Origin of the sequence: Sphingomonas sp. DG1-23, from assembly GCF_030730875.1 — a bacterium.
Taxonomy (GTDB): Bacteria; Pseudomonadota; Alphaproteobacteria; order Sphingomonadales; family Sphingomonadaceae; genus Sphingomonas.
Map to the genome: position 1 here is coordinate 81753 of NZ_JAVAMA010000004.1, position 25162 is coordinate 106914.

Here is a 25162-nt window from a genome sequence, read left to right on the forward strand (position 1 = left end):
TTGACAGGTTGACGCGGTTGCCGATTTTGCGCGGAGGCAAGCTTTTTATATCGTTGATTTGGTGTGATTAAATCTGGGGATTTTCGCCGACAAGCCGCATGTGCACCGGCGACGCGACACCGACGCGACACCGACGCGACACCGACGCGACACCGACGCGACACCGATGCGACACCGACGCGACACCGACGCTACGCGCGAGCGCCATCCGCGCGTCCGTCTGGCGCCACAGACGCGCCAACGACGCGACGCCTACGCGCCGTAGGCCCGCTGCTTCGCGCGCGCTGCGCAAGATGCATGGCAGCTGCGCGCGGCCCGCCGGCAGAGGCGAGGGAGGTCGATCCGACTATGTCAAAGAGCCGCTCAACGAGGCTGAGCCTTGGATCAGAGAAGCAGGCGAAATCCTACATTGCAATGAGGTCCGTGCGCGGCTGGGAGGAGCGACCTTGCGGAGGCCGGCTATCGGGTGGTTAGCGGAATGGCAGCTTATGACCGCGCCCGATAAGAGGCAGTCGTCAGCGCGGCGATGGCGATTTACGCATATGCCGATGGCTCACCGTGACCAAGGCGAATGAGAGGCAAGAAGAGGTAATTGGTAGAAGCCAGGCGCTCGACCAATCCACCGATGGCACGACCTCTGTCATGTACCACTCGAACGCACTCACACTCGCACCCACACTCGCGACAAAAGCGAAAATGTAGATCAACGTGCGCTTGACTGAGACGGATAGAGTCGCTTGCCCGATGACAGCTGATCCTAGAGCCACGGGCCATGTTGTCGCGGCCAACGTCGAAAGCCACAATGGAAGCTCGGCCGATATTGGCCCGTTCCATGGCGGGCTGTTCCGAATACTCACAAATGCACAGATAGAATAGACCATAGCGGCGGTCCCCGCGGCCACCGCACTTTTCGCGAAAATCGCCAGGATGGTCGCAACTCGGAGCGCCTGCATCCAGAGATTATCTCACGCGTCTGGAACGTCCGCAATCGGGGCGTTTGCCGTCGGTCCGCTCATGCGACCGGCGCGCCGATCGCGAACGACCCGGATTGGGGGCAAGCGGCCACCACCCCCAAGCGTCACCCCGGACTTGTTCCTGGGTCTACCACGCCATCGAGGCAGTGCTCTATCTTGCTCTTCGTCCAGCCTCCTGGTGGACCCCGGCACGAGGCCGGGATGACGAAGGAGGAAGACTTATCCGCAATCGGAGCGCTAGCTGCCATGGCAATGAACGGGCGGTGTTCGCGGGACCTGGGCGCAACGCGGCAGTAGCCGGTCGACGCTATACGCCAGCCATCACCGCCAAAGCGCCACGATCCGGGAAGGCATCGCTTGCTTTCCCCTCCGTCACCTTCGGCGTCACCTCCCCTGGCGGGGGAGGATAGAAGCTAGGCGAACGCGCCGACCACCGATTTGACCTCGAGGAACTCGGCGAGCCCGAACTTCCCGTGCTCGCGGCCGTTGCCCGATTGCTTGTAGCCGCCGAAGGGCAGGTTCGGATCGGGCTGGCCGCCATTCACATAGATCATGCCGGCGCGGAGCCGCGGGGCGACGCGCCTGACGCTGTCGGTATCGCCGAACACCACTGCCGACAGGCCGTAATCGGTGTCGTTGGCGATGCGGATCGCGTCTTCCTCGTCCTCGTACGGGATGATCGTGACGACGGGGCCGAAGATCTCCTCGCGCGCGATCGTCATGTCGTTGCGGACGTTCGAGAACAAGGTCGGCTTGACGAAATAGCCGGTCTCGACGCCGTCGGGGCGGCCGGGGCCGCCGGTCTCGAGCTTCGCGCCTTCCTCGAGCCCCTTGGCGATCAGGCCCTGGATCTTGTCCCATTGGGCCTTGTTGACCACCGGGCCGATATGACGCCCCTCCTCGGCCGGATCTCCGACCTGGGTGGCCTTCATCATCTCGGCGGCGAGCGCGGCGACCTGTTCCTGGAGATGCTTCGGGACGAGCAGGCGGGCAGGAGCGATGCAGCTCTGGCCCGAATTTATCAGCACGCTGAACAAAGTGCCGGGGACTGCCTTGGCGAGGTCCGCGCTTTCGAGCACCAGCGACGGCGATTTGCCGCCGAGCTCCTGATGGACGCGCTTCACGGTGTCGGCGGCGTTCTTCGCGACGAGCACGCCGGCGCGGGTCGAGCCGGTGAAGCTGACCATGTCGACGTCGCGATGTTTCGACAGCGCCGTGCCGACGCCGGGGCCGTCGCCATTGACCAGGTTGAACACGCCGGCGGGGACGCCCGCGGCGTGCAGCACCTCGGCGAAGATCGCGGCGCAGCCCGGGGCTTCCTCCGAGGGCTTGAGCACCATGGTGCAGCCGGCGGCGAGCGCGGGGGCGACCTTGGAGACGATCTGGTTGAGCGGCCAGTTCCACGGGGTGATCATCGCGACGACGCCGATCGGCTCGTGGACGACGAGGCTGTTGCCGATCTGCTCCTCGAACTGGAACTCGCGAAGCGCGCGTGCTGCGGACATCAGATGGCCGATGCCCGAGCCGAACTGTGCGGTCTTGGCGAGGCTCAGCGGCGCGCCCATTTCGAGGCTGATCGCCTCGGCCATGTCGGCGGCGCGGGCCTTATAGGCTTCGAGCACGCGCTCGATCAGCGCGATGCGTTCGTCGACGCTGGTTCGCGAGAAGCTTTCGAAGGCGCGTTTGGCTGCGGCGACCGCCTTGTCGACGTCGGCCGCCGAGCCGAGGGTGATCTCGGTGACCACGGCTTCGGTGGCGGGATTGATCACTTCGTGGCGGGTGCCGCCGTCGCTCTCGACCCAGGCGCCGTCGATATAGTGCTTCAGATTGCTGCGCATCCTCGTCCCCGATTCGAACTTCCGGTATGGCGTCTAGATGGCGGGCGCGGGCCGGGCTTGCAAGCGGCCTGAGCGTCGCGGTCAGTCGATTCGTTTCAGCCGCACCCGGCTCGGCGGAGTCTTGCCGATCGGATCGAGCGCGAGGCGCTCGCCATCGAGCGTGTAGCGCCAGCGTTGGTCATAGCCGCCGAAATCGAGGACATCGTCCTCGACCTTGTAGGCGTCGGTATCGGGATCGTCGAAACCCGTCCCCCTGGCGAAGACGAGGAATTCGTCGTCGGAAGTGAATTCCACCCGGTCGCCGCGCTTGAGCCGGGCGAAGGCGCTGGCGTCCAGAACTTCCCAGCGCCCGACGATCGCGAAGTGCCGCGCCGATTTGGGCGCCTCGCCGCCATAGCCCGAATAGAGCGCCGCCTGGGCGAGCATCTGACCGGTCAGCGCTTCTTCCTTCTCCAGGCCCGGAAGTCCCGATGCCTTCAGCCGCGCGCTGAAGCCGTTGAGCGCCGCGAAGGCGGCCTTGGGATCGGCGCGGCGGTGAAACGCCGTGGTGGCTTCGCGCATCGAGAGATATTCGTCGACCAGCAGATGCGCGGTGCGTAGCGCGGTGCTCGGCGCGGCGATGGCCGGCAGCACCGCGAGCCGGTCATTGCCGGGCCTGCCGGTGCGGGCCTCCTTCCAGCTGGCGGCGGCGGTGAGCAGCGGCCTGTCGGGGGCGAGGCGGGCGGCGGGAAGATTGGCGCGCGCCGACGTGCTGGCGATCGACACGAAGATGCCGCCGCCATTGGCGCTGAGGAACACGGTCGGCAGCCGCACCGTGATCGCGCCTTCGGGAGTCTCGGTCATGATGTCGTCGGGGACGCCGAAGACGCCGGCGATGCGATAGCCGCGCGCGGCACGGAGGGTGAATTCGAGGTCGTGGGCGAGCTCGCTCACCATCGTGTCGAGCTGGCGTTCGAAGACCGTGGAGACCGATTTCGCGTCGGAGATGAAGAACAGATTGCCGCCGCGCGTGCTCGACACCCGCGCCGCGAGCTTCGCGTCGAACTGGACGCCGACGCCGATGGTGGTGAGCCCGATGCCGCGCTTCGATGCGGCCTGCGCCATGCCGATGAAGCTCTCGGCGCTGGTCTCGCCGACATTGGGCTGCTCGTCGGTGAACAGCATCAGCCGGGTATTGCCCTTGAACCCGGGCGCGTCGGCGAATGCGGTCTCGTAGCCGATCTCGAGGCCTTCCTCCATGTTGGTCGAGCCTTCGCTCGCGATGCCGCGGATCGCAGCCTCGATCGCATCGCGATGGCCGGCGACGTCGGCGGGGCGGAGATAGACTTCGGAATTATCGCCATAGAGGACGATCGACATGCGGTCGCCGTCGCGCATCTGGCCGAGGATCTGGAGCAGGCTGGCGCGCACCAGCGCGAGCGGCTCGCCGTCCATCGATCCCGATTTGTCGACCACCGCGACGAGATTGAGCGGCTCGCGCCGCCACTGCGCCGGGTCGATGTTCGAAGCGAAGCCAAGCCCGACGAACAATTTGTCGGCGCTCCGCGTCGCGAAATCGGCGGGCATGGTCTCGCCGACGACGCACAGCAAGCGGGCGCAGCCGGCCGAGACGGGAAGCGTCAGGTCATGCTCGCCGAGCAGCCCCTCGACGGTGAGCGATTCGGGGCGCGGCATCTGGCCGTCCTCGGCGGTCTTGCGGAAATGGCCGATATCCTGCGCGCCGCCCTGACGGACCCGCATCGCCGTCACGACCACCGAATCCAGCTCGGGCTCGTCGTCGGGAACCTCCTGCGCCAACCCGGGCGCGGGGGACAGGAGCAATGCCGTGACGATCAAGCTGCGGCGCAGCCAGCGCGTAACCATGGTTTCCTCCCCCGTTTCGCGCCAGCCTATCACAATCGCGCCGGACCGCGGAAGCCGCGCCGATGCGCACAAAAAAGGCCCGGGATCGCTCCCGGGCCTCTCGTGTCGATCGGTCGTTTCGCGAGCGATCAGCTCGAATAATACATGTCGTATTCGACCGGGCTCGGCGTCATCTCCCAGCGGGCGACTTCGGCGCGCTTGATCTCGACATAAGCGGCGATCTGGTCGCGGGTGAACACGTCGCCCTTCAGGAGGAAGTCCTGATCGGCTTCGAGGCTGTCGAGCGCTTCGCGGAGCGAGCCGCACACGGTCGGCACCTGCTCGAGTTCGGCCGGGGGCAGATCGTACAGGTTCTTGTCCATCGGATCGCCCGGGTGGATCTTGTTCTGGATCCCGTCGAGGCCGGCCATCAGCAAGGCCGCATAGCAGAGATACGGATTGGCGAGCGCGTCCGGGAAGCGGAACTCGACGCGCTTGGCCTTGCTGCCCGCACCGTAGGGGATGCGGCACGAAGCCGAGCGGTTGCGCGACGAGTAAGCGAGCAGCACCGGCGCCTCGTAGCCCGGGACCAGCCGCTTGTAGCTGTTGGTCGACGGATTGGTGAAGGCGTTGAGTGCCTTGGCGTGCTTGATCACGCCGCCGATGAAATAGAGGCACATGTCGCTGAGGCCCGCATAGCCGTTGCCGGCGAACAGCGGATTGCCCTTGTCCCAGATCGAAATGTGGGTGTGCATGCCGGAGCCGTTATCTTCCTTGATCGGCTTGGGCATGAAGGTCGCGGTCTTGCCATAGGCATGCGCGACCTGGTGGACGACATATTTGTAGATCTGCATGCGGTCTGCAGTCTGGACGAGCGTGCCGAAGGTCAGGCCGAGCTCGTGCTGTGCGGCGGCGACTTCGTGGTGATGCTTGTCGCAGGGCAGGCCCATTTCGAGCATGGTCGCGACCATCTCGCCGCGAATGTCGACGGCGCTGTCGACCGGGGCGACGGGGAAATAGCCGCCCTTGGCGCGCGGGCGGTGGCCGAGATTGCCGGCTTCATATTCCTTGCCCGAATTGCCCGGCAGCTCGATGTCGTCGATCGCATAGTATGACGTCGAATAGCTGTTCTCGAAGCGGACGTCGTCGAACATGAAGAACTCGGCCTCCGGGCCGACATAGACGGTGTCGCCGATGCCGAGCGTCTTGAGATAGGCTTCCGAGCGCTTGGCGGTCGAGCGCGGATCGCGCGAATAGAGCTCGCCGGTCGAGGGCTCGACCACGTCGCAGACGAGGATCAGCATCGGGGTGGCCGAGAAGGGATCGACCCAGACCGCGTCGAGATCGGGCTTGAGGATCATGTCGGACTCGTTGATCGCCTTCCAGCCCTCGATCGACGAACCGTCGAACATCAGGCCGTCGGTCAGTTCGTCCTCGCCGATCACCTTGGCGACCATGGTGAGGTGCTGCCACTTGCCCTTGGGATCGGTGAAGCGGAGGTCGATCCACTCGATCTCGTGCTCCTTCACCATCTTCAGCACGTCATTGGCCGAATTCGCCATCGTAAAGCCCTTTCGCTCTCTTTCGTCTGCCCGCCGAATCGGGCAATAAAATTACAGTTTCGGGCGCCGCAATATTACAGTGCTGCGCTGCGTCAAATCGCGTTTTCGTTGCGCTCGCCGGTGCGGATGCGCAGCGCGGTCTCGACCGGGATCACGAAGATCTTGCCGTCGCCGATCCGGCCGGTCTGCGCGGCGGCGGCGATCGCCTCGACCACCCGATCGGCGAGGCTGTCGTCGACGACCACCTCGAGCTTCACCTTGGGGAGGAAATCCACCACATATTCGGCGCCGCGATAGAGCTCGGTATGGCCCTTCTGGCGGCCGAAGCCCTTGGCTTCGGTGACGGTGATCCCGCTGACGCCGACTTCGTGCAGCGCCTCCTTCACTTCATCGAGCTTGAACGGCTTGATGATCGCTTCGATCTTTTTCACGTGTTCCCCCAAAGGAGTGAGGCAGTTCCCCGTAGCGCGCGTCTGGCAACATCCGTGCCAGAGGCAGAGTCGAGGATGCCCCTCGGGTCGCACGCCGCGCAAGGCTTAACAAGTGCCTGTCAAACAGGCAGCGGCGCCGGCGCTGCCTTATTCGAGGGCAGCCGGCGGGCATCGCCGCTGTCAATAGTCGCTATGCCAGGGGCGCCGCGCCAATCAAATGCTCGCAACCGACCCGGATCCGTATTAGCAAATGGCGTGCCGCGTCGGGGGGACTGCCGCGGCTTCAGGAACAGATCGAAAGAGAAGAGATGAAGATCCGCACGATTCTGGGCGCCGCCTTCGCGGCCGCATTCGCGCTCGGCGCCACGCCCGCCGCGGCGCAGTTCGGGGGATTGGGCGGGCTGGCCAAAAAGGCCGGGATCGGGCTGCCGAGCCTGCAAAAGGCGCCGATCAGCACCAGCCTGTCCGATGCCAAATGGGGCGCGCCCGACCAGGACGGCTTCACCCCGCGCGAGGCCAAGCGCTCGCTGATGCAGCTCCAGCGCACGCCGAACGGCGGCTTCGTCCTGCAACAGGGCTATTACGAGTTTCACGACCAGAGCTATTGCCTGCATGCCGGCACGCACGGGCCCGGTGGCGGCGACGGCTATCTCTATGGCCCGACCAAGGGCGCTGCCCAAGACGCGGTGATGACGATCGTGCGCAATTCGGTGAACCATCCCGAGATCGAACAGCGCGACATCCAGACCTTGCTCTGGGCGATCGTCGCGCGCGCCAAATTCGAGGACCTCTCGACCGAGCACAAGGCAGTGGCCGCGCGGCTGCTGACTCCGCGCCAGCTGGCGTCGCTCAACCGCAACGCGCTCGATCTGCTGACCAGCGGACCGATCGCCAACAATCTGCCGAGCGGCGTCCGCGACGTGCTCCAGGCCGAGGCCGATCTGCGCCGGATGCTGGCCTCGCCGGGCACCAGCTTCGCCGATCTCGAGCGCGTCGCGGTGCTCGCCGGCGCGGCGGGGGTCGGTCCGGGCAGCCGCGACGTGCCGTCGGGCCGCTGGAGCCTGCACCCGGACGGCTATTACATCCGCTATCTGCCGCAGAGCTACAGCAACACCGTGGTCAACATCTGGGTGCCGCAGGGCAGCCCCGCGGTCGGCAAGGAATATGATCCCGCGACCCACATCGCGGTGCCGGGGAACACCAATCGCCAGCGGCTGATCCAGTCGGGCCGGGCCTATGGGCGGCATTGAGCTCAATCTTCCTCTCCCCTTGATAGGGGAGAGGATAGCGAAGCTTGCCAGCTTGCTGGCTAGCGCAGCTTGGTGAGGGGTAGAGCGGCGCGCAGCGCCGCGCGGCTGCTGTGCAGCCGCACCCCCTCACCCAGCTCCGACTAAGGCCCGCTGAAGAAGCGGACCCAAGTCTGCGCAACCCTCTCCCCCTTCAGGGGCGAGGGAAGAATGAGTCAATAAGGCGGCTGGTGCAGGCCTTTGGGGCTGGTGGTGAAGATCTCGCAGCCGGTTTCGGTGATCCCGATCGAATGCTCGAACTGCGCCGAGAGCGAGCGGTCGCGGGTCACCGCGGTCCAGCCGTCGTCGAGCAATTTCACGTCGGGGCGGCCGATATTGATCATCGGCTCGACGGTGAAGAACATGCCCGGGCGCAGCTCGGGGCCGGTGCCGGGGCGGCCGACATGGACCACTTCGGGCGCGTCGTGGAAGATCTGGCCGAGGCCGTGCCCGCAGAAATCGCGGACCACGCCGTAGCGATGCTTCTCGGCATGGCGCTGGATCGCGTTGCTGATGTCGCCGAGATGATTGCCGGGCTTGGCCTGTTCGAGCCCGAGCATCAGGCATTCATAGGTCACGTCGACCAGCCGGCGCGCCTTGATCGGCACGTCGCCGACCAGATACATCCGGCTGGTATCGCCGTGCCAGCCGCCGAGCATCGGGGTGACGTCGATATTGACGATGTCGCCGTCCTTGAGGGTCTTCTCGCTGGGGATGCCATGGCAGACGACATGGTTGATCGAGATGCAGCAGCTGTGCGTGTAGCCGCGATAGCCGAGCGTCGCGGGAACCCCGCCGCCGGCGATCGTCATGTTGCGGACGATGTCGTCGAGCTCGGCGGTCGTGACGCCGGGGACGACGTGCGGCACCAGCGCGTCGAGGATCTCGGCGGCGAGGCGGCCGGCCTTGCGCATCCCTTCGAAGCCCGCGGGCCCGTGGAGCTTGATCGCGCCATCGCGCGCCTGCGGCATGTCTTCGGTGACAGTGACATATTCGGTCATGGCGAGCGATATAGGCGTTTGCGCGGAAGTTTGCGAGGCTCTAGGCCGGGCAAATGAGCGAGCGCATCTGGACCGCGGCATTGGTGGTGATCGGCGACGAGATCCTGTCGGGCCGCACCCAGGACAAGAACGTCGCGCAGCTCGCGAGCTGGCTCAACGTCCAGGGCATAAGGCTGGCCGAAGTGCGGATCGTTCCCGATATCGAAAGCGCGATCGTCGAGGCAGTCAATGCGCTGAGGGCACGCAACGACTATCTGTTCACCACCGGCGGGATCGGCCCGACGCATGACGACATCACGGTGGACGCGATCGCCGCGGCTCTGGACGTGCCGGTGATCGTGCATCCCGAGGCGCGCGCGGTGCTGGAGGGCTATTACCAGACGCGCGGCGGACTGACCGAGGCACGGTTGCGGATGGCGCGCGTGCCCGAGGGCGCGGACCTGATCGCCAACCGCATGTCGGGGGCGCCGGGGATCCGCGTCGGCAACGTCCTCATTCTCGCCGGGGTGCCGCACATCACCGCGGGGATGCTCGACGCGTTGACCGGGACGCTCGAAGGCGGGCTGCCGCTACTGTCGCGGACGGTGGGCGCGTGGGTCGCGGAGAGCGAGATCGCCGATCTGCTGCGCGAGACCGAGCGGGCGCATCCCGGCGTGGCGATCGGCAGCTATCCGTTCTTTCGCGACGGGCGGACCGGCGCGAATTTCGTGGTGCGGGCGACCGAGGCGGGGCTGATCGACACGACGGTGGAGGCGCTGATCGCGGGGTTGTGCGCGGCGGGCCGGGAGCCGGTGGACGGGGGGATTTGATGGATTCCCCTCCCTGCAAGGGAGGGGTCAGGGGTGGTAAGAAAAGGTCGGGCTCGATGCCCGGCCTTTTCTTTTTCTCCGGGCAGCTCGTTGGGCGCGCTGACGCGCGCACCCGCCCCCAGCCCCTCCCTTGCAGGGAGGGCAGTCTACGCTCCTACTTCGCGAGGTCCTTGATCACGGCTTTGTAGAAGGTCACCGCGGGGGCGATCTCGGCGACGGGGATGCGTTCGTTGAGGCCGTGCGCGAAGCTGTCGCTCGACTTCATGAACAACGGGCTGACGCCGTAGCTCGCCACGCCGCGCCCGCGGAACCACATGCTGTCGGTCGCGCCCGACGACATCACCGGGACCACCGGTACGTCGGGGAAGCGGGCGTGCACGGCCCTGGCGATCACCTTGATCAGGTCGGGGCGAAGCGGCGAGGCGTCGCTGGGCACCGAGCCGCTCTCGACCTTGGTCACCTTGATCGTGGGATCGGCGATCAGCTCGGCGAGCTTCGCCTGGACCTCGGCGATCGGCGTGCCGGGGAAGATCCGGCAATTGATGTTGGCAGTGGCGCGCTGCGGCAGCGCGTTGGTCGCGTGGCCGGCATTGGCCATCGTCGCGACGCAGGTCGTGCCGGTCTGGCCGACATAGCCGGGATCGGCGCGGAGCACCGCGCGTGCTTCCATATCCTCGGGATTGGCGGCGAAGCGGCGCATCGCATCGGCGAGCTTCGCGTCGGGGGTGCGCGCCGCGGTCGCCGTCCAGCTCGCTTTGGTGATCTCGTTGACCTGGCCGGGGAATTCGTACGCCTCGATCTTCTGCAGCGCGGCGGCGAGCTGATAGATCGCATTGGGCTTGCGCGGCGCGCTCGAATGGCCGCCGGGATTGGTCACGCCCAGCTCGAAATCGGCATAGCTCTTCTCGGCGCCCTGCACCCCGAACATCACCGGCTTGCCCGCCTCGTCCATGTCGCCGCCGCCGCCGTCGATGTTGAGCAGCAATTCGGCGTCGTGGAATTCGGCGGCGAGCGCGGCGGTGGTCTTCATGTTGGTCTCCTCGTCGCCCGAGAAGACGAGGATCACGTCGCGGCCGGGCTTGAAGCCCTCGCGCTTGAGCTGGATCATCGAGGCAGTGAAGGTCGAGACGTCGAACTTGTTGTCGCTGGCGCCGCGGCCGAACAGATAGCCGTTCTCGACCACCGGCGTGAACGGATCGCGCTCCCAATCGGCCGGCTTTGCCTCGACCACGTCCATATGGCCCGAGATCAGGATCGGCTTGGCGCCGTTCTTCGCCTTGCCGGTGCCGCGATAGCGCGCGACCAGAAAAGCGGTGTCGCCGAGCTTCTCGACGCGGACGTCGCCATCGGCGAACCCGCCGGCGACGAGCTGCGCCTTGAGGTAATTGGCATAATCGAAGGTCTGGTTGCCGGGGCCGGCGACGCTGCGAAAGGCGATCCCGCGCTTGAGCAATTCGAGCGCCTGCGCCTCGGCCTGCGGGTTGGTCTGGGCTTGCGCCGGACCGGCGGCGAGCGCCACTGCGAGGAGGACCGCGAGGTGGCGCATGGGGCGAGGCTCCAATCAGAAGGCTGGAGCGGGTGAAGGGAATCGAACCCTCGTCGTAAGCTTGGGAAGCTTCTGCTCTACCATTGAGCTACACCCGCGCGGCCCGCGGAAATCCAAGGTTTCAGGGCCGGTGTCAAGCGGGCATTCCGGGCAGGTTCCGCTCTGCGCCTTTCAGGGGCAGGTCTCGACCGGCGGCGCGGCGCTGGTCATCATTTCCGCGGCCTTCTCGCCGACCGCCAACTGCCCGATATACGAAGTGTGTTTGTCGGCCTCGACCGGCAGCGGCGCGCTCTGCGCCGCGGTGAGGTCGACGCGCCGGGGATAGGTCAGGGTCGGAATATAGCCGATGCGCGGATCGGCGGCCGCGGTGCTGCACAATGCGGCATTGATCACCGGCTCGCCCGGATTCTGCTGGAAGTTGAGGCCGACCAGAACCCAGCGATACGCGTCTCCGAACTCGGTGCGGATCGCGGCGTCGAAATAGCTGCGGAGATTGTCGAGCCGGTTGCGATACTCGGTGGCGGGAATGTTGACTGCGGCGTCCGACTCGCCCTGCCACCACAATATCCCCTGGAAGCGGATCGTCACGCCGGGGCGCGCCGCACGCAGGTCGCGCACGGCACGGCGGAAATAATAATCGAGCGCGATGCGGGCGTTGGTGTCGGTCCAGTTGCCGGGCGGGCTGGTGCCGGCGAGCGGCGAGAGCGAAGTGCCGCCGAACGCCGCCTTGACGATGTAGACGTCGTTGCCCGTCGTCGCGACGAGCCGTTGCGCGAGCGAAAGCTCGGGCCCGAACTGATCCCGCGGACTGGCGTTGACGTCGCTGTTGGCACCGGCGCGGTAATCCTGCCACTGGCCGTCATCGGCGGCGAGATCGGGATTGGCGCGGCTGTCCTTGTACCAGATCTTCACGCGGGGCGGCGCGACGCCATAGCCCGCGGGATTATAGACCGTGTTCTGCAGTCGCGCAGTCAGCGCCCAGCCCACCGCATTGGATTGGCCGAGAAGCAGGACGAGGTTCACGGTGGGCGGCGGCGTCGGGCTCGGCGTCGGGCTGGGCGTTGGCAGGGGCACCGTAACGCTGCCGCTGCCGCCACCGCCGCAGTCTGCGAGCATCAGCGGGAGCGCAATGGCCACGGCAATTGCGGCGCGGCGAGTCACTGGCATTGTTCCTTCCGCTCGGCCGTCGCTAGCGCATCTGCGCGGCGCTCCGGTTGCCACAGGGCGAGGCGAACGGTCAATCGACCCCTCCAACGCGCGGGGCGCCCGACGGGTTCGATTATCGTTACGGCCGGGAAGCGACCAAAAGCGGGCTCGCGCGTTGCGGGCGGCATGGAAAAACTCTGGTTCATCACCAATCCCGGTTCGGGCACCGCCACGCGGGCCAAGTGCGAGGCGCTGGAGGCCGTGTTCGAGGAAGACGGGCTCGCGCTCGCCGGACGGACCGAGTTTCCCGAGCAGAAATTGCCCGGCGCGAAACAGCTCGACGATGCCGGCGTCGATACCGTCGTGCTGTTCGCGGGAGACGGGACGATCAACGCGGCGCTCTGCGCGCTGGAGAAATGGGAAGGCGCGTTCCTGATCCTGCCCGGGGGCACGATGAATCTGCTCGCCAAGGGGCTGCACAGCGAGACCGATCCGCACAAGATCCTCGAGGCCGCGCACAAGAGCGATCGGCGCGTCGCGCTGCCCTACGTCATCGCCGGCAAGCACCGCGCGTTCGTCGGGCTGATCCTCGGGCCGGCGGCGTCGTGGTTCCGGGCGCGCGAGGCGGTGCGCAAGGGCAAGATCGGGCGATTGCTCGCCGCGGTGCGCGGGGCCTGGCGCAAGACATTCGGCGAGCACGGCGTCCGCGTCGAAGGCGCGCAGGGCCTCGGCGATTCGTATCAGGCGGTGTTCGTCACTCCCGATTTGCACGGGCTCGAGGTCGCGGCGGTGGATGCGCGCGACTGGAAATCGATCGTCCAGCTCGGCTGGGACTGGCTGTCCGGCGACTGGGTCGCCGCGCATGCGGTGCAGGAAGGCTGGACGCAGGAATTGCGCATCCACGGCCGCAAGCCGGTGCTCGCCTTGTTCGACGGCGAGCCGGTGACGCTCCAGCCGCACGAGAAGATCCGTTCGGGCACGAGCCTCGAGACGTTCATCGCAACCCGCAAGGACGAGGAGGTCCCGGCGCCATGACTCGCCTGTTTCACGTCAGCGACGTCCATTTCGGCCGCGAGGATCGCGAGGCGATCGACTGGTTCGGGCGCAAGGTGAAGGAAGAGCAGCCCGATGCGGTGATCATGACCGGCGATCTGACGATGCGGGCGCGCGCCGCCGAGTTCGCCGCGGCGGGCAAATGGCTCGAGAGCCTCGGGCGGCCGGTGACGGTCGAGGTCGGCAACCACGATCTGCCCTATTTCAACCTGTGGGCGCGGTTCGTGACGCCGTACAAGCGCTATCGGGCGATCGAGCGGCTGATCGAGAAGCCGCTCGACGTGAAGGGCGTGAGCGTGGTGCCGCTCAAGACCACCGCGCGGTTCCAGTTCCGCACCAATTGGTCGAAAGGCTATGTCAGCACGCGATCGCTGCAGGAATCGCTGGCCTTGGTCGAGGCGGTGCCGGCGGGGGACCTCGTGTTCGTTGCCGCGCATCATCCGCTGATCGAGGCGGGGACGCTGGCGACTTCGAAGACCCGGCACGGGCGCGCGGCGCTCGATGCGCTGGCGACCGCGGGGGTGCATGCGGTGCTGACCGGGCACGTCCATGACCCGTTCGACGTGGCGCATGAGATCGAGGGTCGGACGGTGCGGCTGATCGGGGCGGGCACGTTGTCCGAGCGGGTGCGGAGCAAGCCGCCTTCGTTCAACGAGATACGGGTGACGGGAAGCAGCTTCGAGACGGTGGCGCGGTTCAAGGGTGAAGGCGCGGTGGTGCTTTAGCGGGCTGCGTCATCCCGGCCTTGTGCCGGGATCCACCGGGCGGCAAGCGACAGCCTCAGCGCCTCTTGCTTCGTACCCGGCGGCTTGGTGGTCCCCGTACAAGGCCGGGGTGACGATGAAGGAAACGCGGTGCTAATCCCGCGTCAGATCCTGTCCGAACACCAGCAGATTGCCGTCGGGGGCCATCACCATCAGCTCGCGCTGGCCGTAGAGCTGATCGATCGGGCCGTAGAGGTCGCCGTCGTTGAGCAGCTTCGCCTTGGGCGCCAGCTCGGCGGCGACGGCGTCGACGTCGTTGACGTCGACATAATAGCAGAAGCGGCGATTGCCCGGCGGGGCGCCCTCGTCGCCGACATTCTCGACCAGCCGGAACGCCGCCGCCTCGCGCTGGACATAGGCATAGATGCCCTGGCGGAAACGGCATTCGAAGCCGAGGATCCCGGTGAAGAACGCCACCGCCGCCTCGAGATCGGGGACATGCATGAACGGGGTGATGCGATACATGTTCGACACGGGTGCTTCTCCCGCCTCGACGATATCCGGGCCCGTCATGCCGCGGTAGTGCAGTTCCATGCCAATCTCCCTCCTTCGCGCGATAGCTGCGCGATATGGAAGGACTATGGAAAAACGCCGTTAAGCGCGAAACAACCCTAACGGGCCGCGGCCGCCGCTGCTCCAGGTCGACCAGTTGGGGAAGACATAGGGCATGTCGGCATCGCTGACGCCATGCCAGCGGGCGATCGCGCCGATATATTCCTCCTGCGCCACCGCGGGTACGAAGCGGCCTTCGTTGCTGATGTCGTTGGCGCCGCCGATCACCGGATCGGGATAGGCGCCGAAGATGCCCCCGGGGGCGACGTTGCCGCCGACGACGAGGTGGTTGCTGCCCCAGGCGTGATCGGTGCCGTTCTGGGCATTGCCTTTGAAGGTGCGGCCGAAATCGCTCATCGTGAACGCCGTGACGTTCTCGGCCATGCCGATCGACTGCATCGCGCGGTGGAAGCCGGCGAGCGCCATGGCGAGCTCGCGGAGCAGATTGGCATGAGTGCCGGTGTCGTTGTTGCCGCCACCCACCTGACCCGAATGATTGTCGAAGCCGCCCTGGCTGACGAGGAAGGTCTGGCGGTCATGGCCGAGCGTCGAGCGTGCGGCGATCATCCGCGCGACGCGCATCAGCTGGCGGGCAACGTCGCTGGTCAGCGCAGCGCCGGTGTCGGGATTGACGAAATAGCCATCGAGCGCGCTGGCCGCGCCGATGATCGCGTTGGCAGTGACTGCCTGGCCATAGGAGCCGACGATGTCGCGGGCGGTCGCTTCGGTCATCGCGCCATAGCCGCCGCCATTGGCGAGCAGATCGATCGCGGCATTCTTGGCCTGGTTCGCGGCACTGCCGCCGGCGCTGTAGCCGCTGCGGTTGAGCGTGCCGGTCGACGGCAGCACCAGCGCCGCGCTGGTCCGGCCGATCGTCGCGAGGTTCGATCCGGCGAGCGAGATCATCGACGGCGTCGCGGTCGCGGCCATGCGATCGGTCATCCGGCCCATGAAACCGTCCACGCTGACGTCGCGCGCACGCAGGCCCTGCCAATGGGCCTGCTCGTCCGAATGGCTCATCAGATTGGTCGGTCGCAGATCGGGGCGCGACTGCCAGGTCGATTTGGTCAGCGGCGCGAACAGGGTGCCGGCATTGAGCACCAATGCAAGGCTGCCTTCGTCCCAGAGCGGGCGCAACGCGGCCATCGACGGGTGCAGCGCATAGGCGGCGTTGGTGAGCGGCGTCAGCGCCGGCGCCTTGACGCCGACCGAGCCGCGCGAGGCGAGATAGGCGGCGTGGCGTGCGTCGGTGGGGATCACCATGTTCCAGCCGTCATTCCCGCCGAACAGGAAGACGCCCACCATCGCGCGGTAATTGCCGTTGGGGGCGGCCATCGCGCTGGTGCGGCCGAGCTGGCCCATGGCGGCCAGCGCGCCGGTGCCGGCGACGAGGCGGGTGAAATCGCGGCGGGACAAGGTCATGCGGTTTTCCCTTACCGGTCGACGAGGAAGAGCGGGCTCGATGCCGCGACATAGAGCATCATCTGGGCGCGTTTCCGCGCCTGGATCAGCGGATCGGCATGCGTGATCGCGGTCCCCGCGGCCTCGAGCGCGTCCTTTTGCGGCTGGGTAAGCGTGTTCGCGAACATCAGCAGGTCGATCCGCGCGACCATCGAATCGAGATCGGTGCCGAATGCCTCCCATCCGCTCCACAAAGGCTGGGTCAGCGACGAATTGGGCAGGCCCGAAGCGAGCGCGAACTCCGCGCGTGTCGCGTCGCCGCCAACCGTCCAGTCATAGACGAAATTGTGCCAGCGCAGCACGTTCGCGGTGTTGAGCAGCTTCGACGCCGGGCTGCGCAGCGTGGCGCTGCCGGGCAGCGGATAGTCCTGCGGGTAGAAGTTGAACACCGACGGCGCGCGCATCACCGGCTGACCCATGCTCGAGTCGCGATTGACGAAGACATAGCCGTCGGTGGTGAAGCCGATCACCCGGGCGAGGCCGGTCATCAGCAGGATCGGTTCCTTGACCTTGCCGGAGGCGGCGCCCGGCGCGGTGCGGGCTTCGCTGTCGGTGAGGATCGCGCGGACCACCGCCTTTAGATCGCCGCGGACGCCGCCGCCGTTATTGGCGAATGCTGCGGCCACGCGGCCGACATAGGCGGGGGTAGGGTTCGGCGTGACGAGATGGGCGATCAGGAATTTCGACACGAACGGCGCGGTCGAGGCATTGTTGAACGCGGCGTCGACCACGGCGGCGACGCTGGCCTCCTGCGTCGCGCCGGCGGCGACCGACGTGCCGAGGAAGGACTTGGCGGTGCTGTCGTAGCGCGTCGGCACGGGAATCATCGGCTGCGAATAGTCGCGGGCATTGCCGTCGGTGATCGCCGCGCCGCCGACCCGGGCATAGCTCCAGCCGGTGAGCGCGCGGGCGACGCCGCGAATGTCTTCGGGAGTGTAATTGGGCTGGCGCGCGCCGGTGGCGTCGAGTTTGGGCGTGCCGTCCATGTTGAGCTGGTCTGGGCCCATCGAGAAGAGCTGGAGCAGCTCGCGGGCATAATTCTCCGACGGCGCCGACTTGTTGCTGTCGGCCATGTCGAGATAATCGCCCATATAGCCGAGCATCGTCGCCCGGGCGAGAATGTCGCGGAAATTGCCGAAGGCGTTGTCGAGGAAGATCTGGTTGAACGCGGCGATGCCCGCGGCCGAATTCACTTCGGCCTCGGACGCGACGACCATCTGGCCGAGCGCGAAGGCGACGCGCTGGCGCAATTGGTCGGGCGCCATCACGGCATCGGCATAGAAACGCATCGCGGCCGGCACCCGCGAGAAATGCTGGCGCGAGCAGACCGTGTCGCCGCTGGTGCAGAAATCGCGGCGCACCGCGACGGCGAGGTCGGCATAGGTGCTGCCGGTGGCGGCGAACTGCTCGTCGAGCCAGGCGTTGGCGCCGAGTTCCTTGATCCGCGCGACCAAAGCCGGGGTCGGGCCGAAGCTCGCCTGTTTGGCGAGGCGTGCGGCGTCGCCTTCGGTGAAGGTCGGGGTCGGGGTGGGCGAGGGGGTAACCGAAACCACACCGCCGCCATTGCCGCCGCCGCCGCCGCTTCCGCCGCCGTCGCAGCCCGCAAGCATGGTGAAGAACGCTACGCCGAGCGCAGCCGATACGCGTGGTCTGAACACTGAACGATCCCCCGCTGCGCCTGCGCGCAACCTGCATCCTTATGCATAGAGGGGCGTGGTTAATCCGGCAACGTGTAGAAATACCTAAGGAATTTTTAGGCAGAGTTTCATTGTCCGGCGCCTTGGGCGGGGTTGCAGAGTCGTTGGTATCCTCTCCCCTTGATAGGGGAGAGGATAGCGAAGCTTGCCAGCTTCCTGGCTAGCGCAGCTGGGTGAGGGGTAGAGCGCCGCGCGGTTGCTGCGCAACCGCACCCCCTCACTCAGCTCCGACCGAGGCTCTGCGAGCCCAAGTCTGCGCAACCCTCTCCCCCTTTCAGAGAGCGAGGAAGGTAAAGGTTGACTCGCGATCGATGCTGTCATATATTTCTGTCATGACAGAAATTACGGACGATAGCGCAATGCTTCCGACTGCGGTTCAGCAGTTCGTGCTGCACTGGGGCGAGATGGGCGGGCAATGGGGCGTCAATCGCTCGGTCGCGCAGATCCATGCCTTGCTCTATCTGAGCGACCGCCCGCTCAATGCCGAGGAAATCAGCGACACGCTGCGGATCGCGCGGAGCAACACCTCGAACAGCCTCAAGGAATTGCTGGCGTGGAAGCTGATCCGGCGCGTGCCGGTGATCGGCGAGCGCCGCGACCATTACGAGGCCGAAGTCGATCTGATGCAGATGCTCACCCGGATCGCGCAGGGGCGCAAGGAGCGCGAGATCGATCCCGCGGTCGCCGCGCTGCGAGTGTGCGCCGACGAGGCCAAAGGCGATCCGCGGATCAGCCGGGTCGCGCGCGAGCGGATCGAGGCGATGCACGGCTTCGTCGTGACGATCGACGATTGGTACCAGCAGATGATCGCGATCCCGCCGAACCGGCTGATGCTGCTGATCAAGATGGGCAAGCGGGTGCTGTCCTTCCTGCCCGGGGGACGTTCCAAAGAAGGTTGAGACGGAGCGGGCGCGCGTCATCGCCATGCCCGGCAATTTCGGTCTTTACAGAAAGAGCTGACAATGGGGATTGCAGTCGAAGCCGGGAAATTGGGACGCTATGCCGCGTGGCAGCCGACCGCCGCGCCGGTGCGCGCCGAAGGCGACAGCCCGTTCGCGCGGCTGCTCGGCCCGCGCTGGCTGTTCCTGCCGCCGGCCGTGCGCCGGCGCTTCCTGCGGAAGATCGGCGAGGGGGCGTGCGTGACCTATGTCGGAGAAGTCGCCGAATGCCGGATGAGCCGGGCGGGGTGGCTGTTCGCCCAGCTCGCGCGGCTGGTCGGGGCACCGCTGCCGCTCGGCACCGATACCGGGGTGGCGGCGAGCGTCAGCGTCACTGCCGATCGCGGCGGCTGGAACCAATATTGGACGCGGCAATATGGTCGCCGCCACGGCTTTCCGCAGGTGATCCACAGCGCCAAGCGCTTCGCCGGACCGACCGGGCTGGAGGAGTATCTCGGGCTCGGGCTCGGCATCGCCTTGCGGCTCGAGGAAGCGGGCGGGGCGCTGCTGTTCGTCAGCGATCATTATTTCGTGCGGCTCGGCGCGCTGCGGCTGCGCATCCCGGAGGCGCTGCTCGGGCACCTCGTCGTCGGACATACCGATCTCGGGCGCGGTCATTTCGCCTTCACCCTCGATCTGGTCCATCCGTGGCTCGGCGAACTCGTCCACCAGCTCGCGATATTCGCCGATCCGCCGGAGCGCGTCGCGTGACCCGCCCGGTCATCGTCTTCGACGCGATATGCGTGCTCTGCTCGGCGCATGCGCAATTCGTGCTGCGCCGCGATCGCGCGGGGCATTTCCTGCTCGCTTCGATGCAAAGCGAGGCCGGTGCGGCGATCTACCGCGCGTTGGGGATCGACCCGGCGGATCCGGATACGCTGGTGCTGGTCGATGGCGATCGGGCGTTGCGCGACAGCGACGCGATACTGGCGATCTGGCGCGGACTGGGCTGGCCGTGGCGCGCCGCGGGAGCGCTCGGACTGGTGCCGAGGGTGTTGCGCGATCCCGTCTATCGCTGGGTGGCACGGCATCGCTACCGGCTGTTCGGACGGCGGGAGACCTGCTGGGTGCCCGATGCGGCGCAGCGGAGCAGAATCCTGTGAGCCGGATCCTCGTCATCGGCGGCTATGGCGGCTTCGGCGCGCGGCTGACCCGGCGGCTGCTCGCGGCAGGGCATGAGGTGGTCGTTGCAGGGCGCAGCGCGGAGAAGGGCGCGGCATTCTGCGCCGGGCTGACAGGTTGCGAGGCGGTAGTCGCCGATCGCACCAGCGGCATCGGCCTGACAATGGCGCGGGTGCGGCCCGATCTGGTGGTCGACGCGGCGGGGCCGTTCCAGGGCTCGGGCCATACCGTTCCCGAAGCGTGCATCGCGATGCGCATCCCCTATCTCGATCTCGCTGATGCGCGCGGGTTCGTCACCGGCATCGCCGGGCTCGACGAGGCGGCGAAGACGGCGGGGATCGCGGTGATTACCGGCGCGTCGAGCGAGCCGGCCTTGTCGGGGGCGGTGGCACGGAAGCTGGCCGAAGGGATGGACGCGGTCGCGCAGGTCGAGATCGTGATCAGCGCCTCCAACCGCGCGGTCGGCGGCGAATCGGTGGCACGGGCGATCCTCAGCTATGTCGGCAAGCCGCTGCGGCTGTGGCGCGGTCGGCGCTGGGCCGTCGGGCATGGCTGGCAGGAATTGCGTCGTGAGCGCTTCAAGATCGAGGGTCAACCAGTGCTGCGGCGCTGGGTGGCGCTGGCCGATGTGCCGGCGCTCGATCTGTTGCCGGCGATGCTGCCCGGACGCCCGGCAGTGACGTTCCGCGCGGGAACCGAATTGGGGTTCCAGATGCTGGCGCTGTGGCTGGCGAGCTGGCCGGTACGCTGGGGGTGGGTTACCTCGCTCGACCGCGCGGCGCGCTGGCTGATCCCGCTCCAGCGGCTGACCCGGCGAGTCGGCAGCGACCGCTCGGCAATGTCGGTGAGCTTGCGCGGAGGGCGCATCGAGCGGCGCTGGACCTTGGTCGCCAGCCAAGGCGACGGGCCCGAAATCCCGACCTTCGCCGCCGCGATCCTTGCTGAGGAGATACTTGCGGGTCGCGTCGCGCCGGGTGCCCGCGATGCGGCCGGACTGCTGACGCTAGACCAGTTCGATCCGCTGTTCGCGCCGCTCGCGATGCGGCACGAGACCCGCGAGCGCGCCGCCGTTCCCCTTTACGCCCGGGCGTTGGGCGCGCGGTTCAATCTGCTGCCGCCGGCGGTCTGCGCGATGCATGAAGTGAACGGGGATGGCGGCGCGGCGGGGGAGGGCGGCGTAAAGCGCGGAAGCCATCCGCTCGCGCGGCTGATCGCCGCGATCATGCGCTTTCCGCCGAGTGGCAGCTATCCGCTCCACGTCGTCTTCGCAGAGCGCAGCGGCAAGGAACGCTGGACCCGCGATTTCGGCGGGCACCGCTTTGCCAGCGAGCTATCGCAGGCCGGGGCGCGCGTCGCCGAACGCTTCGGGCCGCTGCGCTTCGTGTTCGATCTGCCCGCGGATGCAACCGGGCTGCGGATGGAGTTGCGACGCTGGACGGCCTTCGGCGTGCCGATGCCGCGAGCACTGGGTCCGCGCATCGCCGCGCGCGAATGGCAGGAAGACGGCCGCTTTCATTTCGAAGTCGGCGTGGGCCTGCCCTGGATCGGCCCCGTCATCCACTATGCCGGGTGGCTGAGTCCGTCATAACGGATTTTCCCCTTTGCCAGATGGCCGACGCACCGATCTGGACGTAGCAGGTCCACCGGAGGCGCCCTCCCCCTTGCAGGGACGGCGTCCAGGCCGAAACGAAAAGGGCGGCCCGTTGCCGGACCGCCCCATCGTTTTGCCGGAGCCTGAAGCTTAGCGCTTCGAGAACTGGAAGCTGCGGCGGGCCTTGGCCTTGCCGTACTTCTTGCGCTCGACCGCGCGGCTGTCGCGGGTCAGGAAGCCTGCCGCCTTGACCGGCGCGCGAAGCACCGGCTCGAAGCGAGTCAGCGCCTGGCTGATGCCGTGCTTGACTGCGCCGGCCTGGCCCGAAAGCCCGCCGCCCTTGACGGTGCAGACCACGTCATACTGACCGGTACGCTCGGCGACGCCGAATGGCTGGTTGATGACGAGACGCAGCGTCGGACGCGCGAAATAGACTTCTTGATCGCGACCGTTGATCGTGATCTTGCCGGTGCCGGGCTTGAGCCACACGCGGGCGACGGCATCCTTGCGGCGGCCGGTCGCATAAGCGCGGCCGTACTGATCGATTTCCTGCGCACGCAGCGGGGTGTTCGACACAGGCGCCGGAGCGGCCGGAGCGTTCAGATAGTCGTCGGCGCTGGCCGGAACGCCCGCGGGCGCTTCACCGGAGGCGATGGCGCCGAGATCGGAGAGGGACTGGCGGTTGTCGGACATTATGCGCCCACCTTGTTCTTGCGGTTCATCGACGCGATGTCGAGGACTTCGGGGTTCTGCGCGCCGTGCGGATGCTCCGAGCCGGCGAAGATGCGCAGGTTGCGCATCTGCTGACGGCCGAGCGGGCCGCGCGGGATCATGCGCTCAACGGCCTTTTCGAGCACGCGCTCCGGGAAACGACCCTCGAGCACCTTGGCCGCGGTGATTTCCTTGATGCCGCCGGCATAGCCGGTGTGCTTGTAATAGACCTTGTTTGCCAGCTTCTTGCCGGTGAAACGGATCTTGTCCGCGTTGATCACGACGACATTGTCGCCGCAATCGACGTGCGGGGTGAAGCTGGTCTTGTGCTTGCCGCGCAGCACGTTGGCGATGATCGTCGCCGCGCGACCGACCACGAGGCCGTCGGCATCGACGATATGCCACTTCTTCTCCACCTCGGCCGGCTTCACCGACTTGGTGGTCTTCATCAGCACCTTCATGGCCTGTGACCTTTTTTCGAGTATGAAATGCAAGCGCGCCAGCCATGGGCTCCCATCAAAGTAATACTTTGATGGGTACCCCGCGGCCAGCGCGGTCGAGCGGGCATTTGGCTGATAGCCTCCCGAAAGTCAAGCAAATCGGGGTGTTTGCTGACGGGTATCATGATACCAGTGAGTCAATCGGGCCAATCGGCAGGGTTCGCGCGCTCGACGCGAAGGCGGGTGACGAGCAAGGTCTCGCGCCCGCCCACGCGGTTGCGCGTGGTGTCGAGCCCGGAGGCGATCAGTCCGGTTCGCGGATTGGAAGTGCGGATTCGTTCGAGCGCGACCGAGCCCGAAGCCGCGGGTGCGTCGCTCCGGGCCGGAAGGTCCATCGCCGCAGAAGCAAGCGTCGTGGTCCGGATCAGACCATTGTCGGCGGCGGTGCTACGGGTACCGCGGAGCGTGACCGGCGTCCCGAAGGGCGAGGCACCGGGGAGCTCGACCGGGGCGACGGTACCCGGGGGATCGAGCGGTTCGGGGAGGATCGCCGCCGCGACGAGGGTGGCGAGGAGCGCGCGCTGCCGTTCGGGCGGCAGCGCGCGCAGCGGCGCGGCGATTCGCTCGGCCAGCGTCCGGGCTTCGCCCGGCGCGAGGCTCTGCCGGGTGGCCGCCGCATCGGAAACGCGCTGACAGACCCGTTCCCATAAATCCGCGATCGCGTCGATCGCGACTACCCGGCCGTTCGAATCGAGATGCAGCACGATCGTGCGGCCGGCGAGGGCGGAAAGGCCGCGCTCGACGAGATTGCCGAGCACTTGCGGCGCTTCGCTGGCGCTGCCGAGTATCAGCGCCTCTGCGCGGTAGCCTAAGCCCTCCTTGCTGAAGCGGACCAGACGCTCGAGGCGATAATGCCGTTGGTCGGATGCGATCTCGGTGCGTTCGGTGACGATGCGCAGCGGCGCGTCGATCGGCGGCGCGAAGATCGGTGCGGCGACGCTCGCCTGCAAAGCGATGGCCGCCAGCAGCATCAGCCGGTTTCCGCCGCGATCCAGTCGCTCAGGCTCGTCGCGGCGGCGGCGGGCCAGCTCTCGATCGCCGGCAGGTCATAGGGGTGCAGTGCCTCGATCCGGCTGCGCAGCCGCCCGGTGAGCTGGAGACTGGTCTTGAACAGCGCCGGAACTTCGTCGCTATGCTCGATCGCGCCCTGCCAGCGATAGATCGAGGTGCAGGGCGCGAGGATGTTGACGCAGGCGGCGAGACGCTCGGCGAGGACGGTTTCCGCCACCTGCCGCGCTTCGGCCACGCCGGGAAAGGTGACGTAGAGCAAAGCCACGTCGCTCACCGGCGCTGGCCGATCGCATGCGCGCCCCAGGCGGTGGCGGCGACGAGCAGCGCGCCGGTGAACTGGTGGAGCGCGGCGAGGGTGATGTTCATGCCCGACATCACCGTGGCGATGCCGAGCAGGATCTGCAGCCCGAACGCGCTGTGGATCGCGATCGACGCGCGCCGGTCGACTCCACGGGTGGCACGCGCGAGCACGACCAAAGCGGCGACCGCGACCCATGCCCACCAGCGATGGACGAAATGGACGATTGCAGGATCGTTGAACAAGGCGTCGAGGAACGGACGGCCCGCGACGGTGGCGCCGGGATAGAAGCGGCCGTTCATCAGCGGCCATTGATCGGTGACCAGCCCCGCGTTGAGTCCGGCGACCAGGGCGCCGAACAGCAACTGGACGAACAGGATCGTGCCCGCGAGCGCGCCGATCAGGGTCAGACGGGCGGGGCGGGCATGGGGATTGCGGAGCAGCGCGCGCAGGTCGAGCGCGGTCCAGACGATCCCCGCCAGCGTGAACAAGGCGACGAGCAGATGCACGGCGAGGCGGACATGGCTGACATCGGTGCGGACGGTGAGGCCCGACTTGACCATCCACCAGCCGATCGCACCCTGCAGGCCGCCCAATGCGAGCAAGGCGACGAGGCGCCAGCCGAAGCCGCGCGGAATCTGCCGGCGCAGCGCGAACCAGAGCAGCGGCAGTGCGAAAGCCACCCCGATCAGCCGGCCGAGCAGGCGGTGGAGATATTCCCAGAAGAAGATCGCCTTGAACCCGGCGAGGGTCATGCCCTGATTGAGCTGCTGATATTCGGGGATGCGCTTGTAGTTTTCGAACTCGGCCTGCCACTGCGCGTCATTGAGCGGCGGGACGATCCCCGAGATCGGCTTCCACTGGGTGATCGACAGCCCGGATTCGGTGAGCCGGGTAATGCCGCCGATCACTACCATCAGCACGATCAGGGCGGCGACGAAGAACAGCCAGTTGGCAAGCGCGCGGGGACGGGCGGCGGAGAGGGGGGATTGGAGCACGGGACCGCTTTAAGATGACCGTCGCTGCAAA

General features: G+C 66.9%; 23 protein-coding genes and 1 tRNA gene. 8 read left to right on the plus strand and 16 right to left on the minus strand.

Features of this window, described 5'->3' with window-relative positions:
- Positions 1–1387: 1387 nt before the first annotated feature.
- The 4 genes from Q9Q95_RS07985 to Q9Q95_RS08000 form a co-directional block, all read right to left on the minus strand.
- On the minus strand, positions 1388–2812 hold the full coding sequence (locus tag Q9Q95_RS07985) for an aldehyde dehydrogenase family protein (RefSeq protein ID WP_306095753.1): 1425 nt from the start codon (positions 2810–2812) through the stop codon (positions 1388–1390).
- A gap of 81 nt (positions 2813–2893) precedes the next feature.
- A complete protein-coding gene (locus Q9Q95_RS07990; protein WP_306095755.1) occupies positions 2894–4675 on the minus strand; it encodes a VWA domain-containing protein in 1782 nt (593 codons plus the stop codon).
- Between the two features lie 128 nt (positions 4676–4803).
- On the minus strand, positions 4804–6216 hold the full coding sequence (glnA, locus tag Q9Q95_RS07995) for a type I glutamate--ammonia ligase (protein ID WP_306095757.1): 1413 nt from the start codon (positions 6214–6216) through the stop codon (positions 4804–4806).
- A gap of 92 nt (positions 6217–6308) precedes the next feature.
- Entirely contained in the window at positions 6309–6647 is a 339-nt protein-coding gene (locus Q9Q95_RS08000) for a P-II family nitrogen regulator (protein WP_306095759.1), read from the minus strand.
- 308 nt (positions 6648–6955) lie between these two features.
- On the opposite strand from Q9Q95_RS08000, the gene Q9Q95_RS08005 reads away from it, so the two are divergent.
- Positions 6956–7897, plus strand: coding sequence for a hypothetical protein (locus tag Q9Q95_RS08005; RefSeq protein ID WP_306095761.1), 942 nt, complete (start codon positions 6956–6958; stop codon positions 7895–7897).
- Between the two features lie 212 nt (positions 7898–8109).
- On the opposite strand, the gene map is transcribed toward Q9Q95_RS08005, so the two are convergent.
- Positions 8110–8934, minus strand: a complete 825-nt coding sequence (gene map / locus Q9Q95_RS08010) for a type I methionyl aminopeptidase (RefSeq protein ID WP_306095763.1) — start codon at positions 8932–8934, stop codon at positions 8110–8112.
- 53 nt (positions 8935–8987) lie between these two features.
- Here map and Q9Q95_RS08015 point away from each other — a divergent pair, with 53 nt between their 5' ends.
- Complete coding sequence (locus tag Q9Q95_RS08015) at positions 8988–9743, plus strand: molybdopterin-binding protein (RefSeq protein ID WP_306095765.1); 756 nt, start codon at positions 8988–8990, stop codon at positions 9741–9743.
- A gap of 154 nt (positions 9744–9897) precedes the next feature.
- Here Q9Q95_RS08015 and Q9Q95_RS08020 read toward each other — a convergent pair whose 3' ends face one another.
- From Q9Q95_RS08020 to Q9Q95_RS08030, 3 genes are all read right to left on the minus strand, one after another.
- Positions 9898–11289 carry a M20/M25/M40 family metallo-hydrolase gene (locus Q9Q95_RS08020; protein ID WP_306095768.1) on the minus strand — a complete coding sequence of 464 codons (1392 nt, stop codon included), beginning with the start codon at positions 11287–11289 and terminating at the stop codon, positions 9898–9900.
- Between the two features lie 24 nt (positions 11290–11313).
- Positions 11314–11387, minus strand: a tRNA-Gly gene (locus Q9Q95_RS08025).
- 73 nt (positions 11388–11460) lie between these two features.
- The gene (locus Q9Q95_RS08030) at positions 11461–12450 is read right to left on the minus strand and encodes a sialate O-acetylesterase (RefSeq protein ID WP_306095771.1); all 990 of its coding nucleotides are present in this window, start codon (positions 12448–12450) and stop codon (positions 11461–11463) included.
- A 171-nt stretch (positions 12451–12621) separates the two neighbouring features.
- On the opposite strand from Q9Q95_RS08030, the gene Q9Q95_RS08035 reads away from it, so the two are divergent.
- Together Q9Q95_RS08035 and Q9Q95_RS08040 are read left to right on the plus strand one after the other, a co-directional pair.
- Entirely contained in the window at positions 12622–13470 is an 849-nt protein-coding gene (locus Q9Q95_RS08035) for a diacylglycerol kinase family protein (RefSeq protein ID WP_306095774.1), read from the plus strand.
- Positions 13467–14213: a metallophosphoesterase gene (locus Q9Q95_RS08040; protein ID WP_306095777.1), complete on the plus strand. Its 747-nt coding sequence runs from the start codon at positions 13467–13469 to the stop codon at positions 14211–14213. The genes Q9Q95_RS08035 and Q9Q95_RS08040 overlap by 4 nt, the downstream gene beginning before the upstream one ends.
- Before the next feature lie 132 nt (positions 14214–14345).
- Here the strand turns inward: Q9Q95_RS08040 and Q9Q95_RS08045 are convergent, their stop codons facing one another.
- Genes Q9Q95_RS08045 through Q9Q95_RS08055 form a run of 3 tightly spaced genes read right to left on the minus strand, consistent with a single transcriptional unit; the run spans position 14346 to position 17923 of the window.
- The gene (locus Q9Q95_RS08045; RefSeq protein ID WP_306095780.1) at positions 14346–14786 is read right to left on the minus strand and encodes a VOC family protein; all 441 of its coding nucleotides are present in this window, start codon (positions 14784–14786) and stop codon (positions 14346–14348) included.
- Positions 14787–14846: 60 nt separating this feature from the next.
- Positions 14847–16226, minus strand: a complete 1380-nt coding sequence (locus Q9Q95_RS08050; protein WP_306095783.1) for a DUF1501 domain-containing protein — start codon at positions 16224–16226, stop codon at positions 14847–14849.
- Positions 16227–16237: 11 nt separating this feature from the next.
- Positions 16238–17923, minus strand: a complete 1686-nt coding sequence (locus tag Q9Q95_RS08055; RefSeq protein WP_306095785.1) for a DUF1800 family protein — start codon at positions 17921–17923, stop codon at positions 16238–16240.
- A 398-nt stretch (positions 17924–18321) separates the two neighbouring features.
- Here Q9Q95_RS08055 and Q9Q95_RS08060 point away from each other — a divergent pair, with 398 nt between their 5' ends.
- The 4 genes from Q9Q95_RS08060 to Q9Q95_RS08075 all read left to right on the plus strand — a co-directional run bounded on the left by Q9Q95_RS08060 (position 18322) and on the right by Q9Q95_RS08075 (position 21610).
- On the plus strand, positions 18322–18861 hold the full coding sequence (locus Q9Q95_RS08060) for a GbsR/MarR family transcriptional regulator (protein WP_306095787.1): 540 nt from the start codon (positions 18322–18324) through the stop codon (positions 18859–18861).
- Positions 18862–18924: 63 nt separating this feature from the next.
- Entirely contained in the window at positions 18925–19611 is a 687-nt protein-coding gene (locus tag Q9Q95_RS08065) for a DUF4166 domain-containing protein (protein WP_306095788.1), read from the plus strand.
- The gene (locus Q9Q95_RS08070) at positions 19608–20003 is read left to right on the plus strand and encodes a thiol-disulfide oxidoreductase DCC family protein (RefSeq protein WP_306095790.1); all 396 of its coding nucleotides are present in this window, start codon (positions 19608–19610) and stop codon (positions 20001–20003) included. The genes Q9Q95_RS08065 and Q9Q95_RS08070 overlap by 4 nt, the downstream gene beginning before the upstream one ends.
- Positions 20000–21610, plus strand: a complete 1611-nt coding sequence (locus tag Q9Q95_RS08075) for an SDR family oxidoreductase (RefSeq protein WP_306095791.1) — start codon at positions 20000–20002, stop codon at positions 21608–21610. The genes Q9Q95_RS08070 and Q9Q95_RS08075 overlap by 4 nt, the downstream gene beginning before the upstream one ends.
- Before the next feature lie 153 nt (positions 21611–21763).
- Here Q9Q95_RS08075 and rpsI read toward each other — a convergent pair whose 3' ends face one another.
- From rpsI to Q9Q95_RS08100, 5 genes are all read right to left on the minus strand, one after another.
- Entirely contained in the window at positions 21764–22306 is a 543-nt protein-coding gene (gene rpsI, locus Q9Q95_RS08080; protein WP_306095792.1) for a 30S ribosomal protein S9, read from the minus strand.
- The gene (gene rplM / locus Q9Q95_RS08085; RefSeq protein WP_306095794.1) at positions 22306–22785 is read right to left on the minus strand and encodes a 50S ribosomal protein L13; all 480 of its coding nucleotides are present in this window, start codon (positions 22783–22785) and stop codon (positions 22306–22308) included. The genes rpsI and rplM overlap by 1 nt, the downstream gene beginning before the upstream one ends.
- 176 nt (positions 22786–22961) lie before the next feature.
- Entirely contained in the window at positions 22962–23795 is an 834-nt protein-coding gene (locus Q9Q95_RS08090) for a hypothetical protein (RefSeq protein WP_306095796.1), read from the minus strand.
- Complete coding sequence (gene cutA, locus Q9Q95_RS08095; RefSeq protein WP_306095798.1) at positions 23795–24109, minus strand: divalent-cation tolerance protein CutA; 315 nt, start codon at positions 24107–24109, stop codon at positions 23795–23797. Before cutA ends, Q9Q95_RS08090 begins: the two co-directional genes overlap by 1 nt.
- Complete coding sequence (locus Q9Q95_RS08100; RefSeq protein WP_306095799.1) at positions 24106–25131, minus strand: COX15/CtaA family protein; 1026 nt, start codon at positions 25129–25131, stop codon at positions 24106–24108. The genes cutA and Q9Q95_RS08100 overlap by 4 nt, the downstream gene beginning before the upstream one ends.
- Positions 25132–25162: the final 31 nt, after the last annotated feature.